This window comes from Paramagnetospirillum kuznetsovii, from assembly GCF_003284725.1.
GTDB lineage: Bacteria > Pseudomonadota > Alphaproteobacteria > Rhodospirillales > Magnetospirillaceae > Phaeospirillum > Phaeospirillum kuznetsovii.
Genome location: NZ_PGTO01000020.1, coordinates 20,719 through 36,033, shown reverse-complemented (window position 1 = coordinate 36,033; position 15,315 = coordinate 20,719). Strand labels below are relative to the sequence as shown.

Annotated in this window: 14 protein-coding genes; 5 read left to right on the top strand and 9 right to left on the bottom strand. The window is 63.7% G+C overall.

Annotated features, from left to right (window positions below):
- Nucleotides 1-7: 7 nt before the first annotated feature.
- Nucleotides 8-1,108: a YeeE/YedE family protein gene (locus CU669_RS17710; protein WP_112146928.1), complete on the bottom strand. Its 1,101-nt coding sequence runs from the start codon at nucleotides 1,106-1,108 to the stop codon at nucleotides 8-10.
- 399 nt (nucleotides 1,109-1,507) lie between these two features.
- On the opposite strand from CU669_RS17710, the gene CU669_RS17705 reads away from it, so the two are divergent.
- Both CU669_RS17705 and CU669_RS17700 read left to right on the top strand, forming a co-directional pair.
- Nucleotides 1,508-2,089, top strand: a complete 582-nt coding sequence (locus CU669_RS17705; protein WP_112146927.1) for a YajG family lipoprotein — start codon at nucleotides 1,508-1,510, stop codon at nucleotides 2,087-2,089.
- 108 nt (nucleotides 2,090-2,197) lie between these two features.
- Entirely contained in the window at nucleotides 2,198-2,719 is a 522-nt protein-coding gene (locus CU669_RS17700; RefSeq protein ID WP_112146926.1) for a hypothetical protein, read from the top strand.
- A gap of 3 nt (nucleotides 2,720-2,722) precedes the next feature.
- On the opposite strand, the gene CU669_RS17695 is transcribed toward CU669_RS17700, so the two are convergent.
- Nucleotides 2,723-4,771: a methyl-accepting chemotaxis protein gene (locus CU669_RS17695; RefSeq protein ID WP_112146925.1), complete on the bottom strand. Its 2,049-nt coding sequence runs from the start codon at nucleotides 4,769-4,771 to the stop codon at nucleotides 2,723-2,725.
- Between the two features lie 189 nt (nucleotides 4,772-4,960).
- Nucleotides 4,961-5,164, bottom strand: a complete 204-nt coding sequence (rpsU, locus tag CU669_RS17690) for a 30S ribosomal protein S21 (protein WP_002726599.1) — start codon at nucleotides 5,162-5,164, stop codon at nucleotides 4,961-4,963.
- 177 nt (nucleotides 5,165-5,341) lie between these two features.
- Between rpsU and CU669_RS17685 the strand changes: the two genes are divergently transcribed.
- Nucleotides 5,342-5,974: a COQ9 family protein gene (locus CU669_RS17685; protein ID WP_112146924.1), complete on the top strand. Its 633-nt coding sequence runs from the start codon at nucleotides 5,342-5,344 to the stop codon at nucleotides 5,972-5,974.
- Here CU669_RS17685 and CU669_RS17680 read toward each other — a convergent pair whose 3' ends face one another.
- The 6 genes from CU669_RS17680 to CU669_RS17655 form a co-directional block, all read right to left on the bottom strand.
- A complete protein-coding gene (locus CU669_RS17680; protein WP_112146923.1) occupies nucleotides 5,975-6,382 on the bottom strand; it encodes a response regulator in 408 nt (135 codons plus the stop codon). It lies immediately after the preceding gene.
- A gap of 88 nt (nucleotides 6,383-6,470) precedes the next feature.
- A complete protein-coding gene (locus CU669_RS17675; protein WP_112146922.1) occupies nucleotides 6,471-7,103 on the bottom strand; it encodes an indolepyruvate oxidoreductase subunit beta in 633 nt (210 codons plus the stop codon).
- A gap of 109 nt (nucleotides 7,104-7,212) precedes the next feature.
- Nucleotides 7,213-9,069 (bottom strand): thiamine pyrophosphate-dependent enzyme, encoded by a 1,857-nt coding sequence (locus CU669_RS17670; protein ID WP_112146921.1) that lies wholly within the window; start codon nucleotides 9,067-9,069, stop codon nucleotides 7,213-7,215.
- A gap of 175 nt (nucleotides 9,070-9,244) precedes the next feature.
- Entirely contained in the window at nucleotides 9,245-10,159 is a 915-nt protein-coding gene (locus CU669_RS17665; protein ID WP_112146920.1) for a LysR family transcriptional regulator, read from the bottom strand.
- 104 nt (nucleotides 10,160-10,263) lie between these two features.
- On the bottom strand, nucleotides 10,264-10,527 hold the full coding sequence (locus tag CU669_RS17660; RefSeq protein WP_112146919.1) for a hypothetical protein: 264 nt from the start codon (nucleotides 10,525-10,527) through the stop codon (nucleotides 10,264-10,266).
- A gap of 178 nt (nucleotides 10,528-10,705) precedes the next feature.
- Nucleotides 10,706-11,686, bottom strand: coding sequence for a GNAT family N-acetyltransferase (locus CU669_RS17655; protein WP_112146918.1), 981 nt, complete (start codon nucleotides 11,684-11,686; stop codon nucleotides 10,706-10,708).
- A 153-nt stretch (nucleotides 11,687-11,839) separates the two neighbouring features.
- Between CU669_RS17655 and CU669_RS17650 the strand changes: the two genes are divergently transcribed.
- On the top strand, nucleotides 11,840-12,547 hold the full coding sequence (locus CU669_RS17650; RefSeq protein ID WP_112146917.1) for an SDR family oxidoreductase: 708 nt from the start codon (nucleotides 11,840-11,842) through the stop codon (nucleotides 12,545-12,547).
- 817 nt (nucleotides 12,548-13,364) lie between these two features.
- Entirely contained in the window at nucleotides 13,365-15,311 is a 1,947-nt protein-coding gene (locus CU669_RS17645) for a PrkA family serine protein kinase (protein WP_112146916.1), read from the top strand.
- Nucleotides 15,312-15,315: the final 4 nt, after the last annotated feature.

Sequence of the window (15,315 nt, the reverse complement as noted above, 5' to 3'; positions counted from 1 at the left end):
GACCACGTCAACCGCGCCCCAACGCCGCCTTGACGGCGCCGGACAGGGTTCCCTCTTCCAAATACTTCATGCCGACCACGCCGCCGAACACGATGGCGGCCAGCGCGATAGGGGCCGACAGGGCCAGGGTGGACATGCCGGTGATGCCCTGGCCCACGGTGCAGCCCAAGGCCAGCACGCCGCCGGTCCCCATCAGGGCGGCGCCGACCAGATGGCGCAGCATGTCGTCGGTTCCGGCGAAGCTCTCCCACTGGAACTTGCCCGAGGCCTTGGCCGCCAGGAAGGCGCCGAAGATGACGCCGCCCACCGCCGCCACGCCGAAATCGATGGTGGCGCCGGTGAAGCTCATCAGATATTGCAGCGCGCCGCCGATGGGGGCGACGAAGGTGAAGGACGACAGGGGCGCCGGGTCGAATTCATCGGCGCCCAGCACGCCGGAAACCGCCCATCCCGCCACCACCATCAACCCGATCACCAGCCCGCCGACCACGTCGTGGCTTGATCCCCGGAATTCGGAATCCTTGAAGCACCACGCCGCCAGGCCGCCGCCGATCACCGCCGTCAGCGCGACTCGCGCCGTCTGGGCCGACAGACCGGTCAGCTTGGCGACGATGTCGGGCAGGCCCTGGGTGGCGAAGCCGAGATCGGCCAGATTGATGTTGGAGGCTTCCAACTGGATACGCCCCAGGGCGATCAACCCGCGCAGCGTCATGTAGGAGAAGAAGCCGAGCACCAGGAAAACCACCACCGACTTCAGATTGCCGCCACCGATGCGCACCAGGGTCTTGTTGCCGCAGCCACCGCCCATGGTCATGCCGAAGCCGAACATCAGCCCGCCCAGGATGGCTCCGGCCCAGCCGAAATTGGGCGTCAGATAGATGGACTTGCCGATATTAATGGTGCCGGTAAGGTGCAGGATCTGGGTTCCCGCCAGCGCCACGGCGACGGCCAGCATCCAGGCGCGAAACCGCCGCCAATCACCCATGAAGACGATGTCCGAGATGGCGCCCATGGTGCAGAAATTGGTCTTCTGGGCCGTCCAGCCGAAGAGTGTCCCGGCGACAAAAGCCCCCGCGCCGACGATCGTGGTCACTGGCAATTCGGACACGTTTTCCCCTCCCCGCGCAATTTTCGCAATGGGCGTAACCCTAGCGCGGATGCCGAGGCCGCCGCAGCCACCATTCACGCATGCGTCCGAGAGAGACCGCGTCCCTCCCGCGGCCGATCCCCTTTCGCGTCCTCCCATCCCGGCGGGTTCTAGCGACCTGCTCGGAAGCGCCGACCTGCATTCGCATCTCGACCCCTCCGAGCATATTTCATCCGCACTAAATTTATCAAGTCTCATATGCAAGACATCTAAAGTGCATGTTTGGCCGACGCCCCCCCTGGGAACGCGCGGCTCGACCGATGCCGTGGGGCAAACGGTAATGATGGCAATTGGGATTATCACGGCTCGGCATGGCGGCGGAGGTGATGCTATGATGCGCCGTCGCGATAGGGGGGCAGCATGACGGGTTGGACACGTTGCTTGGCGGTGATGTTTGGCCTGATTGTGGCGGGATGCAGCACCACGCCCACCAGCTTGACCTATGATGCCGGCAAGGTTGTCGCGCCAAGGCAGGCCGCTCGCTTCACGGTGGAGATCGATGCGGTCACGGATGACCGGAACAAGGATCCCAATTGGCTGGGCGCCATTCGTGGCGGCTTTGGAGAGCCGCTCAAGACCATCACCACCGAGATGCCGGTCAAGGACGTGGTCAAGGCCGGGTTTGCCGACGGCCTGAAGGCGCGGGGGCTCGTGGGGGGGCATAGCCAGTTCGCCCTGCGGGTCAGCATCGAGCGGTTTGACTGCAACCAGTTCTTCAAGCGGGAGGCCAATGCCCGGTTCAGCATTTCGGTGGTACAGAAATTTTCTGGCCGACTGGTTTATCACCGGGAGACGACGGGACGCCGGGAAGGCGACTTCCAATTGCTCGGCAACGGCTTGTTCGCCGAGGTGGAGGATCTGCGCAAGGTGGCGAATTCGGTCATGCAGGATGCCATCGATGAAACCCTGAACGATCCGCAGTTTCTCGCCCTGCTGCGTTAGGAGCGGGGGGAGGGCGTGTTCTTGCGCTGTTGCGGTGCCGCGACAATCTTGACAATCGCTCTCGACACTGCGCCGAATCGGGGGTGAACCGACGGAAACGGGGGATCCATGAAGACGCTTTCCATCATCGCCGTGTTGAGCTTGCTTGGCGGCTGCATGACCCAAATTCATGCGCCCGAAGGCGAGGTCCAGCCGACGGGGGAGTCTTTGGGGGCCTATTCCAAGGTGTTCCTGGCGCCGCTGCGGGTGGAGCAACTGGGCACCGGGCCGGGTGATATCGGCGCCGTCGCGGATGTCGAGGCCGAGCTTCTCGCCTGCATGAAGACGGTGTTTCCCGGTCTTCGCGCCAATGGCGACATGCCCAAGGGCCTGCTGATGGAACCCGTCATCACCGATATCAAGAAGGTGACCGCCTATGAGCGGGTGCTGTTCGGCTTCATGCCGGGAAGTTCCGCCGTCCTGATGAAGGTAAGGTTCACCGATACCGCCAATCGGCGGGTCATCGCCGAGCCGGTGTTCTATGCGCGGGGCTTCGCCATGTCCGGCGCGGCGACCTTCGGCATCACCGACGACATGATGCTCGATCGCATCGCCGACAAGGCCTGCGACTATGCCAAGAGCAATCTGTAGCCCTCAGGCCGCTTCCACTCCGGCCAGGAAGCGCTGGACCGCCTGATTCAGCGCTTCGGATTGCGCGCTCAGGCCGCGCACCGCGGTCAGTACGTCTTCGGCGGTGTTGCCGGTGTCGGCGGCCTCGGCGGTGACCTCGGACACATGCGCCGATACTTCCTGGGTGCCGTGGGCGGCTTCCTGCACATTGCGGGCGATGTCGCGGGTGGTGGCGTCTTGCTCCTCCACCGCGGCGGCGATGGCCGACGAGACCTGGTTGATGCGCGCGATGATGTGGCCGATGGATTGGATGGCGGCGACGGCCTGATCGGTGGCGGCCTGGACGGCGCCGACCTGCTCGGTGATCTGGTTGGTGGCCTTGGCGGTCTGGGTGGCGAGGTGCTTGACCTCATTGGCCACCACGGCGAAGCCCTTGCCTGCTTCGCCCGCCCTGGCGGCTTCAATAGTGGCGTTGAGTGCCAGCAGATTGGTCTGACCCGCGATGTCGCCGATCATGGTGACCACCTCGCCGATGCTGCGCGCCGCGTCCGACAGGCCGGCCACCAGGGCGTTGGTCCGCTCCGCCTCGCTCACCGCCTCTTGGGAGACGTCCGCCGAGGTCGCCACCTGTCGGCTGATCTCGTTGATGGAGGCCGCCAGTTCCTCGGCCGCCCCGGCCACCGTCTGCACATTGGCGCTGGCCTGATCGGCGGCGGCCGAGACGGCGGCCGTGTTGGATGTCATGGTCCGGGCGGTATTCTCCAGCGCATGCGCGCTATGGCTCATTTGGCCCGATGCCGTTTCCATGGCGGCCAGCACGCCGGAAATCTCTCCGCGGAATTCGGCTGTCAGGCGATCCACATTCTGTTGCCGACGTTCCTTGGCCTGCTGGGCCTCGGCCTGGGCGGCGGCAAGGCGCTCCGCTTCCAGCCGGTTGTTGCGGAAGACCTCGACGGCGCGGGCCATTTCACCTTGTTCGCTGTCAAGGTCGAGCCCGTCCAGGTGGATGGCGGTGTCGCCCCGGGCCAAGCGGTTCATGGCCGAGGTCAGGTCGTTGATGGGGCGGGTAATGCCCCTGGCCAGGACGGCGGCGACGGCGAAGGTGAAGCCCAGGCCGAACAGGACGGCGAAGATCTGAAACCACAACAGCAGGCGGGCGGACTCGCTGTTGTGTTGGGCGGTGGCGATCAAGCCGTTGGCGATACGATCCTCGACCCCCTTCATCAGGTCGATGCGCTTGGTGGACGCCTCGAACCACTTGGAAGCGGGAATCCCTTCGCCGCCGCCCAGGGCCTTTGCGTAGGCGGCCTCGCGCATGGCGGTGATCTCGGCGACCACCGGATCCTTCATGGTGTCGCGGAAAGAGCTGACCAGCTCAGGGGCGGCGGTGCGGATGAAATGGGTGAACAGCATTTCCTGATCGGCGATCAGCGAAACGAACCGGCGATAGGTGGCGCCGTCGAAATTGCCCGCGAAGCCTCCGGCGCCGGTGGCGCGTTCCTGGCCGGCGCGTTCCTTGGCTTCCATGAAGGCCAGATAGGCGCTGACCGCCTCGGCGGCGTCCTTGTCCGGGGTGACCTGGCTCATCAGTCCGACCAGATCCAGCTGAACCTTGATCATGGCGGTATAGGCCTGGAATAGGCCGTTGCGGTCGATGCCACCCGAATCGATGTCGGCGCGCAGCTTCTGGCGAGAGGCCATGGCGGTCCGCGCCTTGGTCATGGCCTCCATGAAGATCGGGCCTAGCGCGGCGGTTCCGCTGTCGGCGGCATCGCGTTCCAGACGTTCGGCCGCCTCGTCCGACAGCTTGCGCTGGGCGGCGACCTTGTCGGCGAACTGAGTGCGGCCGCTGGCCACGAAGAGGGAGGACGCGCCTCGCTCTTTCTGCAATTCATGGACGGTGGCGCTGATATTGACGGCCAGCGAGGCCATGCGGATCAAGCCGCTGGTGTCGGACACCACCATCCAGCGCAGGGCGATCACATAGCCCGAAAAGGCCAGCAACCCGAAAACCGGCAGCAGCAATGCCAAGCCGATCCGCCGCCCAAATCGAAGATTGTCGAGAAACCGCATCGCCCCCGCCCCCGAAACCAAAGGTGTTTCATTCCCCAACTTTCACGGTAGCGTCATGACGGTTTCGGGGCAACAGTGGAATAGGGGGGATGGAAACGCTAAAGGCGCCACGACCAGAGTCGTGACGCCAAGCGTCTTGGATCAGCGGGTGCTGGAACGGCCGGATGAAGCCGACCGAAAAGCTTCTGCTTAGAAGCCTTCGCGCTCCAGGCGCTTACGCTCCAATTTGCGAGCGCGACGAACCGCCTCGGCCTTCTCACGGGCGCGGCGTTCAGACGGCTTCTCGTAATTACGGCGAAGCTTCATCTCGCGGAAAACCCCTTCGCGCTGCATCTTCTTCTTGAGCGCCTTCAGGGCCTGATCGACATTGTTGTCACGAACGAGAACTTGCACGTTGCGCCACCGCTCCTCTACGCTGAAAAGACCCCCTTCGCACGGCATTCCTACCGTTCGGGAGGAGGGTTGATACCACAGGCCCCGGTGGATGTGAAGCGCTATCGACGGGGAAATGCTCGACGGGTGCGATTATACCGGATAGAGAATGTCGAGCACTGAACGGGAGGGCCTGACATGGAAGCGCAGCGACTGATGGACGCCATGGTCGACGCCATGTTGCTCCACGCCGCCTTCGACGGCTGGTCCAAATCCTCCATGGCCGCCGCCGCCCGCGACTTGGACTTGGACCCCACCCTGTCGGCCCGGCTGTTCCCGCGCGGTCCCATCGACGCCGTCGCCCATTTCGTCGAAAAGGCCGACCGCGCCATGGCGGCGTCCCTGGCGGAGGCGGGGTTCGACAGCGATAAGGTGGGGGAGAGGGTGTTTCAGGCGGTGCGGCTGCGATTGCAGCCGTGGGGCGAGCACCGGGAGTCCATCCGGCGGGCGACCTCGCTGTTGTCTCTGCCGTCCAATCTGCCCTTGGCGGCCCGGCTGACCTGGAATACCGCCGATGCCATCTGGCGGGTGGTGGGCGATCAGTCCCACGATTTCGCGTGGTATACCAAGCGCGCCACGCTGAGCGCGGTCTATTCCGCGACCCTGCTGTACTGGCTTGAGGATAGCTCCGAGGATGCCGAGGAGACCTGGGCCTTCCTGCGCCGCCGTCTGGCCGATATCCGCAATATTCCAAAGATTCGGGAAAGGGTGGAAGGCTGGGTGACCGGCCTGAAGCCTCCGGCACGCCGTTGGGGAATGCCGGGACGCTGATCAGCCCGTCCGAGCGTTCGTGATCACCGTGATGATCTTATCCTTGAGAGCAGGCGGCAGGACCGGCTTGGCCAGGAAGGCGTCCACGTCCAATTCCTTGGCGCGGGCGACCGTGGTGGAATCGGTATGGGCGGTCAGCATGATGACCGGCATGGCGCGGCCGAAGGGCTGGGCGCGCAGCGATTTGACGAAGCCGAAGCCGTCCACCGGACGCATTTGAACATCGCAGACCACCACATCCGGCAGTTCACGTTCGGCGACCTCGAGACCGGAATTGCCGTCATGGGCCTCGACCACGGTGCCGATACCCACCTGCTGAAGCATCTTCTTGACGATGGCGCGCACGAACTCCTGGTCATCGATGATCAGAACCTTCAATGCGGTCAAATCCACGGCGGGGGTCGGCATACCATTCTCTCCCAAGGCCTTCGCTTTCTCGCCCAGTCCCCGAATTTACCAGAACCGGGCGGGAAAGCCACTGTGGCCAAAGGTCTATTTATGAGTTTGCCGCCATGGGGCTATTGCCAGCGGCGCGTTGACGGGCGGCTTCGCGTCCGGCATCGAAGGCCCGCTTGTTGACCTCCACCATGGCGGGCTTGCGCTCGCGGAAGCGGCCAACGATCTGCTCTTCCAGCTCGGAGGCGGGGAAGGGGAGGAAGTCGGCGATGGCGCCCAGCATGATGGTGTTGACCAGCTTCAAATCGCCCAGGTCGCGGGCGATGGCACCGGCATCGAAGTCATAGACGGTGACTCCGGCGGCGCGCATCTGAGCCACCGGGTCGTCGGGATACTTGAACAGGCCCATGGAGACCACGGGGGGCACCAGCCGGATGGTATTGACCATGGCGATGCCGCCGGGGCGCAGCATGTCGGCCCAGCGCGAGCCCTCGGCCACCTCGAAGGCGACCAGGATGTCGGCGGTGCCCGGCGTGATGACGGGCGACCACACGCGCTTGCCGAAGCGGACATGGCTGGTGACCACGCCGCCTCGCTGGGCCATGCCCGCGACCTCGGATTTCTTGCAGTCGAATCCCTTGGTGATGGCGGCTTGGGCCAGGATCTCGGCCGCCGTCATGACGCCTTGGCCGCCGGTGCCGCACACCAGGATATTGGTGATGATGTCAGTCATATTTTTTGTCCCTCAGGCGCCGGGCGGGTGCTCGCGCACCCTTGGCTCCTCCGCTTCGCTCCGGGCGCCTCGATGGCGCCGCGCTCACATTGGTTCGCTCGTTCGTCCCTCACTCGGCGACCGCGACCGGCTGGGCCGGGACGATGGCCTTGGGGCCGCACGATTCCACGCACATATGGCAACCGGTGCACATGGCGGTGTCGATGGTGGTGAATTTCAGCTCATTGACCTTGCCGTCGGCGCGGGTCTTGGATTCCGACTTCCTGACGGTGATGGCCGGACAGCCGACATTGATGCAGTTGCCGCAGCCGGTGCAGTCCTCGTCGACCACGCGGTACGGCTTGATCTTCTCGTAGAACTCGGACAGCACGCAGGGGCGGTCGGTGATGATCACCGACGGGCCGGGGGTTTCGATCTCCTGCTTGATGGTCTTGAACACCACCGGCAGCATATAGGGATCGATCTTGCGGATACGCTCGGGCGCAACGCCCAGGGCTTCCACCAGCTTGACGAAGTCCACGCGGGGCGCGTCGTCGCCCTTCAGTCCCTTGCCGGTTCCGGCATGGTTCTGGCCGCCGGTCATGCCGGTGGTGCGGTTGTCCAGGATCAGGGTGGTGACGTTGCCGCGATTATAGACGATGTCCAGCATGCCCTGCATGCCCATGTGCAGGAAGGTGGAATCGCCGATGACGGCAACGACGGCCTTGTCCTTGGTCTCTTCCGAGCGGGCCTTGTCCATGCCGAGCGCGATGCCCATGGAGGCGCCCATGGAGATGGTGGTGTCCAGGGCGTTCCACGGATGACCGGCACCCAGGGTGTAGCAGCCGATATCGCCGGAAATCTGCACCTTCTTGCGCATGCGGGCCAGCGAGTAGTAGACGCCCATATGGGGACAGGCGGCGCACATGGTCGGCGGGCGGGGGAAGGGCTCGAATTTCGGGTAAGTGGTCGCGGGCGGAATGGGCTCGCCCAGGAAGGTCTTGATGGCCGGGATCAGGATGTTGGGGGTCAGCTCGCCCAGCCGGGGCAGCAGATCCTTGCCGTGGATGGTCAGCAGGCCCGCCGCCTTGATGTCGTGTTCCATCAGCGGCTCGGTTTCCTCGACCACCACCAGATGGTCGACCTGGGCCGCCAGCTTTTCGATCAACGCCATGGGCACCGGGTAGGAGAAGCCCAGCTTCAGGACCGGCGCGTCGGGGAAGCTTTCGCGCACATGCATATAGGCGGGGCCGGAGGTGACGAAGCCGATCCGGCGGTCGGAGCCGGGTTCCAGCACGTTGAGCGGCGAGGCCTCGGCCAGTTCCTGCAACTTGCCTTCGCGGGCGATCTGCTCGGGCAGGCGGCCCTTGGCGTTGGCGGGGGTCATGACCCAGCGCCGCGCATCGGACTTGAAGCCGCTGATCTGGATGGGATTGCGCTCGCCCACCTGGACCACCGCCTTGACGTGGCAGACACGGGTGGTCAGGCGCAGCAGCACCGGGGTGTTATAGGCCTCGGACAGTTCGAAGGCGTATTTGGCCATCTCGTAGGCTTCCTGGGAATCCGCCGGTTCCAGGATCGGCACATGGGCGAAGCGGCCCCAGAAGCGGGAGTCCTGCTCGTTCTGCGACGAACTCATGCCCACGTCGTCGGCCACGGCGATCACCAATCCGCCGACCACGCCCGCCACGGTCACCGTCATGAAGGCGTCGGAAGCGACGTTGAGGCCCACATGCTTCATGGCGCAGAACGAGCGGGCGCCGGACATGGAGCCGCCGATGGCGACTTCCAGGGCGACCTTCTCGTTCACCGACCATTCGGCGTAGAGATCGGGGTATTGCGACAGGCTTTCCAGGATCTCGGTGGATGGCGTGCCGGGATAGGCGGCGGCGACCTTGACGCCTGCCTCCCAAACGCCACGCGCGATGGCGTCGTTACCGGACAACAGAAGACGTGACTGCGGCATCGCCTTTACGGCAGCGGACATGGAAAGCTCCTCACCTCGCATCCTTGGAACGCTTCCGCGGCCGGGCCTGTTTCGCCCTTGTGGCGCGGCGGAAGGCGACGAAACTACCACTGTCCCAGGGGGAATCGGAAGCGGAATGCGCATGTGATCGCCACCATTATGTTTCCGAATGATACGGAAACATGGTTGGGCAGTATCACATCCAGCGGCCATCCTTGGTCAGGCGGCCCAACTGATCCAGCGCGATGGCATGCACCGCCTTTGCCGCGATGGACAAGGGCCGGTCCGAGGCATGGGCCAGGGATATGGTGCGCTCGATTTCCGGAGACACGATGGGGATGCAGACCAAGCCCTTGGCCTCTTGCCCCGCGCGGGCGTATCGCTCGGACAGAACGGTGAAGCCCGCGCCCTCGGCCACCAGCGCCTTGATCTGTTCCAGGGCGTCGATCTCCATGACCACGTTCAGGTCAATCCCGGCGGCGGCGGCGGCCCGGTCCACCTCGGCGCGCACCCCGTGGGGCTGGCCGGGTAGGATCAGCGGCAGATTCAATACGCTGGCCAGGTCGATGCTGTGACGGCCGACGACCACCTCGGCGCCTTCGGCCGCCACCAGTCCCAGGCGTTCACGGGCGACGAAACGGGTGGCGAGTCCCGGCGGTGGTTCGGACCCGAACACCAGCGCCATGTCCACCTCGCCCGAAGATACCCATTCCAGCATATGGCCGGACAAGCCTTCAACCACGCGCAGCCGGATGGCCGGATAGCGGCGGCGCACGTCGAGAACCAGCGGAACCGTCAGCATGGAGCCCAGCGAGGTGGGAATGCCGATGACGGCCGGGCCCGAGGGCGCCGCTTCCAGGCCTCGGATCTCGTCCCGCAGGCCCGCCATCTGCTCCACCAGCATGGCGGCCCGGATCGCGAGGCGCTGGCCGCTTTGGGTCGGCACCACGCCGCGGGCGGTGCGATGAACCAAGGGGCAGCCGATTTCTTCTTCCAGCCGCTTCAAATGCAGGCTGAGGGCCGGTTGGGCCACGCGTAGCGCCTCGGCGGCCTTGGTGAGCGAGCCGTGTTCGACGATGCCGAGAAAATATCGGAGCTGGCGGATATCCATGGCTCACCATAACAAAAAATTATGGGCTGCCGGGAGGGTATAAATTATTGGGGGCCGACCCTTCGGTCGACCCCCATGACTGACACCATTGGAGACGCCGCCGCTTACTTCCAGCCAGCTTCCTTTTCGCAGGCCTTCATCTCGGTCGGGTGGGTCTTTTCCCACTGGGTGATGGTCTTGGTCTCGTTGTCGTCCATCTTGTTGTTCATGCAAGTGCAGTACTTGGCGACGATCTCCACGGAAACCTTGGCATCGGAGTTGTCGCTGACGCACTTGGCCACCCACTTGGTGTCATCCGCACCGGCAAAAGCGGCGGTCGAGCCCAGGGCGGTCATGCCGATCAGCAGCGCGGCGGCAAAAAACTTCATGGCGCATTCTCCTTTTCGGATGCCGACGTCATTGTCGGGATATCCTGCAAGGAAACTCTAAACCGGGTCTTGGGCTTGGGGAAGAGGGCTTGAAGCGTTCAAAAAAATAAGTAAAAACCGAAGAAGCCGGAGATCGTGGGATCTCCGGCTTCGCGGCGCGGGTCGGACAGGTGGGAGGCTAATTCAGCTTGCGCCAGAAGCAGAGGCGCTGCGACGGCGTAAAGCCGCAACGGGCCATGAAGCGCAGCAGGTCGAAGCTGTTCCAGGCGACCTGGGTCTGGACCTTCTCGACGCCCAGCGACGACAGGTTGGTCAGCAACTGGCTCATCAGGGCGCGGCCGACATTGTGTCCGGCATTGGCGGGATCGACGCCGATCGTGTCGAGAATGGCGGTGGCCTGGGCCCGGCCGAACTCACCGTATTCGGTCCGCGCCATGACGAAGCCCGCGAACAGGCCGTCGACCTCGGCCACCAGCGAGACGCGCACGCCGGATTCCTTGGTCACTTCCGAAATCTTGCGCTTGTAATAGGTGGAACGGTCGCGGCGGGTGACCTTGCGGTCGATGGAGACGATGAAGGGATAATCGGCTTCGGTCAGCGAACGCACCGGGACGCGGTCGCGCGACAGGGCGGCATAATCGTCGCCGGAGGGATCGGACAGATCGACTTCGTCGCTGTCGCGCACCTGCTGGGCCAGGGGAGCCTCGAAATCGGAGACATCGCCGGTGCCGCGCTCGAGAACGATGCGGGGAGCCAGCTCAAATCCGGCGGACTGGAAGAAGCGGGTGATGGCGTGCTCGGTCCAATCGGCCTGGGTCACCAGTTCACGGATGCCGCGCTTGCGCATGGCCTCCTCGACGGCGGCCATGAGCTTGCGCCCCAAGCCGTTGCCGCGCTGATCGGGATCGATGCCGATGGTCTCGACCACGCCGACCGGACCGGTGCCGCCGAATTCGCCGTCCAGGATATGAGCAAACACAAAACCCTTCAGGACCGGACCGTCAGCGGCGGCAATGGTCACGAAGCTGTTGGGCTCGGCCGCGGCGGCGGCCATGCGCTTTTCGTGATAATTGCGGCGCGGCGTGCCGGTGAGGCGGCGATCAAGTTCGATCACCCGTTCGATGTCGGCGCTCGTGATGTCGCGGATAGTGGTGCTCATGGAACTGGCGAACCTCCCGATCTCTCTCGGTGCCGTGCCCTGGGGTTGTTCAGCGCCGACACTTGACGGCTTCCCAGGTGGGCGGTACCTTGTTAAATGAATAATTCGGTACGATAATACCGAAATAGATCCGCAGGTCAAGAGGTGGTTGATATGAAGTGGGAATTTTCGGGTCGGGTTGCGGTTGTAACCGGCGGAATGCGCGGCATTGGCCGGACTGTGGCCGACGGGCTGGCGGCCGCCGGCGCCGAGGTTCACGTCTTCGATCGCGAATCCGGAGAGTTGCCCCAGGGCATGACCGCCCACGCGGTGGACGTGTCAAACTCGGCCAGCGTCAACGAAGCCTTCGCCCGGATCGGCAAGCCGGTGCACCTGCTGGTCAATAATGCCGGGATCACGCGGGACCGCACGCTCCTCAAGATGAGCGACGACGAATGGGCCTCGGTGCTCACCGTCAACCTGACCAGCGCCTTCAACACCATCCGGGCCGCCGGGCCGGGCATGGTACAGGCGGGCGTCGGGCGCATCGTCAACATGATCTCCATCAACGGGTTGCGCGGCAAGATGGGCCAGGGCAACTACGCCGCCTCCAAGGCGGGCATGGTGGGGCTGACCAAGACGGCGGCCAAGGAGCTGGGCCCCAAGGGCGTGACCTGCAACGCGGTGGCGCCCGGCATGGTGCTGACCGAGATGACCCTGGCGCTGGACCAGCAGTTTCGCGACAAGGCCCTGGCCGAGGCGGCGCTGACCATCCTGCCCGACACTTCCGACATCGCCAACGCGGTGCTGTTCCTGCTGTCGGACGCGGCACGCTGCATCACCGGCGAGGTCATCAAGGTGGATTCGGGGCAGTATATCTGAGGCTATTCCGTCATTCCGACGACCATCGGGAGGAGGAATCTCGTTCTGGCGCGGCTTTTCCGGCATGGAACCGTCTTGCCAGACAGAGATCCCTCGCCGCTGCCACGGCTGTCCGGTTTAAATTCGGCGACACGATCCGTTGGCTGCCGAGGGTATTGACCACCAAGACACCAAGAGCACCAAGAAGGCGGAGCAAACGGCCAAGCCTCACTCTTTCGTCATGGCCAGGCTTGTCCCGGCCATCCACGCGGTTCCGCACGAAATCCCCATGAAGCAATAATCCGGACGGATGGGCGTGGGTGCCCGTGACAAGCACGGGCATGACGGAAGGTAAAAAACCGTGTCGGCCTCTTGGTGTCCTTGGTGCCTTGGTGGTGAATCGATTTTCGTGTCCTATACCGAAGGTGATGGCCTCAAACGCAGGCGGGCGCGGGCGCTCGGGATGACACGTTCACACCCCGCCCCCAATTCCGCCACAATGATCGGCCATCCTGGAGTCAGCCTTCAGGATGGCCGTTTCTTTTGCGTCAAAGGACTTTGTTAAGGACCGAGCGCCTAGGATGGCATTGAGTGGACGCTTATGAGAAGGACGACGCCATGTGGTCTTTCGCTTTCCATACCGCCGTCTCGAACCGCCCCGGCGGTTCCCTGACCAACGTTGCCGCCTATGCAACGAACCGTCGGCGGAAATCTTTGCGCCCCCCCCGTGACTTTGCGACGCCCAGTCCAAACATATATGTGAGGCCCCGCCCGACGGCGGTCGGCATCTCGGCGCCTTGGGCGGTGGCTGAATAGACCCTGGGAATGGAGTGGTGATATGGCAAACTCCGACGATATCTTTGCCCGATACTCGCGAGCCTATGAGGGTCGCAAGGAAGTGGACCTCTTCTTGCTGGACTATCTGGAAGGCTGCCGCGACGACCCCATGATGTTCGCCTCGGCGGCGGAACGCATGATCGCCGCCATCGGCGAGCCCGAGATCATCGACACCGCCAAGGATGCGCGGCTGTCGCGGGTCTTCATGAACCGCACCATCAAGGTCTATCCCGCCTTTTCCGAATTCTACGGCATGGAAGAGACCATCGAGCGCATCGTCGGCTATTTCCGCCATGCCGCCCAGGGGCTGGAGGAGCGTAAGCAGATCCTCTACCTGCTAGGCCCGGTGGGCGGTGGCAAGTCGTCCCTGGCCGAGAAGCTGAAGGCGCTGATGGAGGTCCATCCCATCTATGTGCTGAAGGCCGGCAAGGAGATCAGCCCGCTGTTCGAAAGTCCGCTGGGCCTGTTCGACCCCGAAACCATGGGGCCGGTGCTGGAAGATAAATACGGCATTCCGCGCCGCCGTCTTCCCGGCCTGATGAGCCCCTGGGCGGTCAAGCGCCTGGACGAGCTGGGCGGCGATATCTCCAAGTTCAAGGTGGTGAAGCTCTATCCGTCGCGCCTTAAGCAGATCGCGGTTTCCAAGGCCGAACCGGGCGACGAGAACAACCAGGATATCTCGACCCTGGTGGGCAAGGTCGATATCCGCAAGCTGGAGATGTTCAGCCAGAACGATCCCGACGCCTATTCCTATTCAGGTGGGCTCAACCGCTGCACCCAGGGCCTGCTGGAATTCGTCGAGATGTTCAAGGCCCCCATCAAGATGCTGCATCCGCTGCTGACCGCGACCCAGGAAAGCAACTATATCGGCTCGGAGAATATCGGCGCCATGCCGTTCCTCGGCACCGTGCTGGCCCATTCCAACGAGGCGGAGTGGCAGACCTTCAAGAACAACCGCAACAACGAAGCCTTCATCGACCGCATCTGCGTCATCAAGGTGCCCTATTGCCTGCGCGTCACCGAGGAACTGAAGATCTACGACAAGCTGATCGACACCTCGGAACTGGAAAAGGCGCCGTGCGCGCCGGGTACGCTGGAAATGCTGTCGCGCTTCGCCGTGCTGTCGCGCCTGCGCGAGCACGAGAACTCCAACCTCTATTCCAAGATGCGGGTCTATGACGGCGAGAACGTCAAGGAGACCGACCCCAAGGCCAAGCCCATGCAGGAATACAAGGACGCGGCAGGCGTCGACGAGGGCATGGACGGCATCTCCACCCGCTTCGCCTTCAAGGTTCTGTCGTCCACCTACAACTACGACACCTTCGAGGTCTCCGCCGACCCGGTGCACCTGATGTATGTGCTGGAGCAAGCCATCAAGCGCGAGCAGTTCCCCGAGGACACCGAGAAGAAATACATGGAATTCATCAAGGGTGAACTGGCGCCCCGTTACGCCGAGTTCATCGGCAACGAGATCCAGAAGGCCTATCTGGAAAGCTATCACGACTACGGCCAGAACCTGTTCGACCGCTATGTGGACTATGCCGACGCCTGGATCGAGGATCAGGACTTCAAGGATCCCGACACCGGCCAGATGCTCAACCGCGACTTGCTGAACCAGGAACTCTCCAAGATCGAGAAGCCGGCCGGCATCGCCAACCCGAAGGATTTCCGCAACGAGGTGGTGAAGTTCGCCCTGCGCTCGCGGGCGTCGCAGGGCGGCAAGTCGCCGTCCTGGACCTCCTACGAGAAGATCAGGGAAGTGATCGAGCGGCGCATGTTCAGCCAGGTGGAGGAATTGCTGCCGGTGATCAGCTTCGGCTCGAAGAAGGACTCCGACTCCGAGAAGAAGCACTCGGAATTCGTCGAACGCATGATGAGCCGGGGCTATACCGAACGCCAGGTCCGCCGTTTGGTGGAATGGTACATGCGGGTCAAGCAGGCGGGGTGAGGCC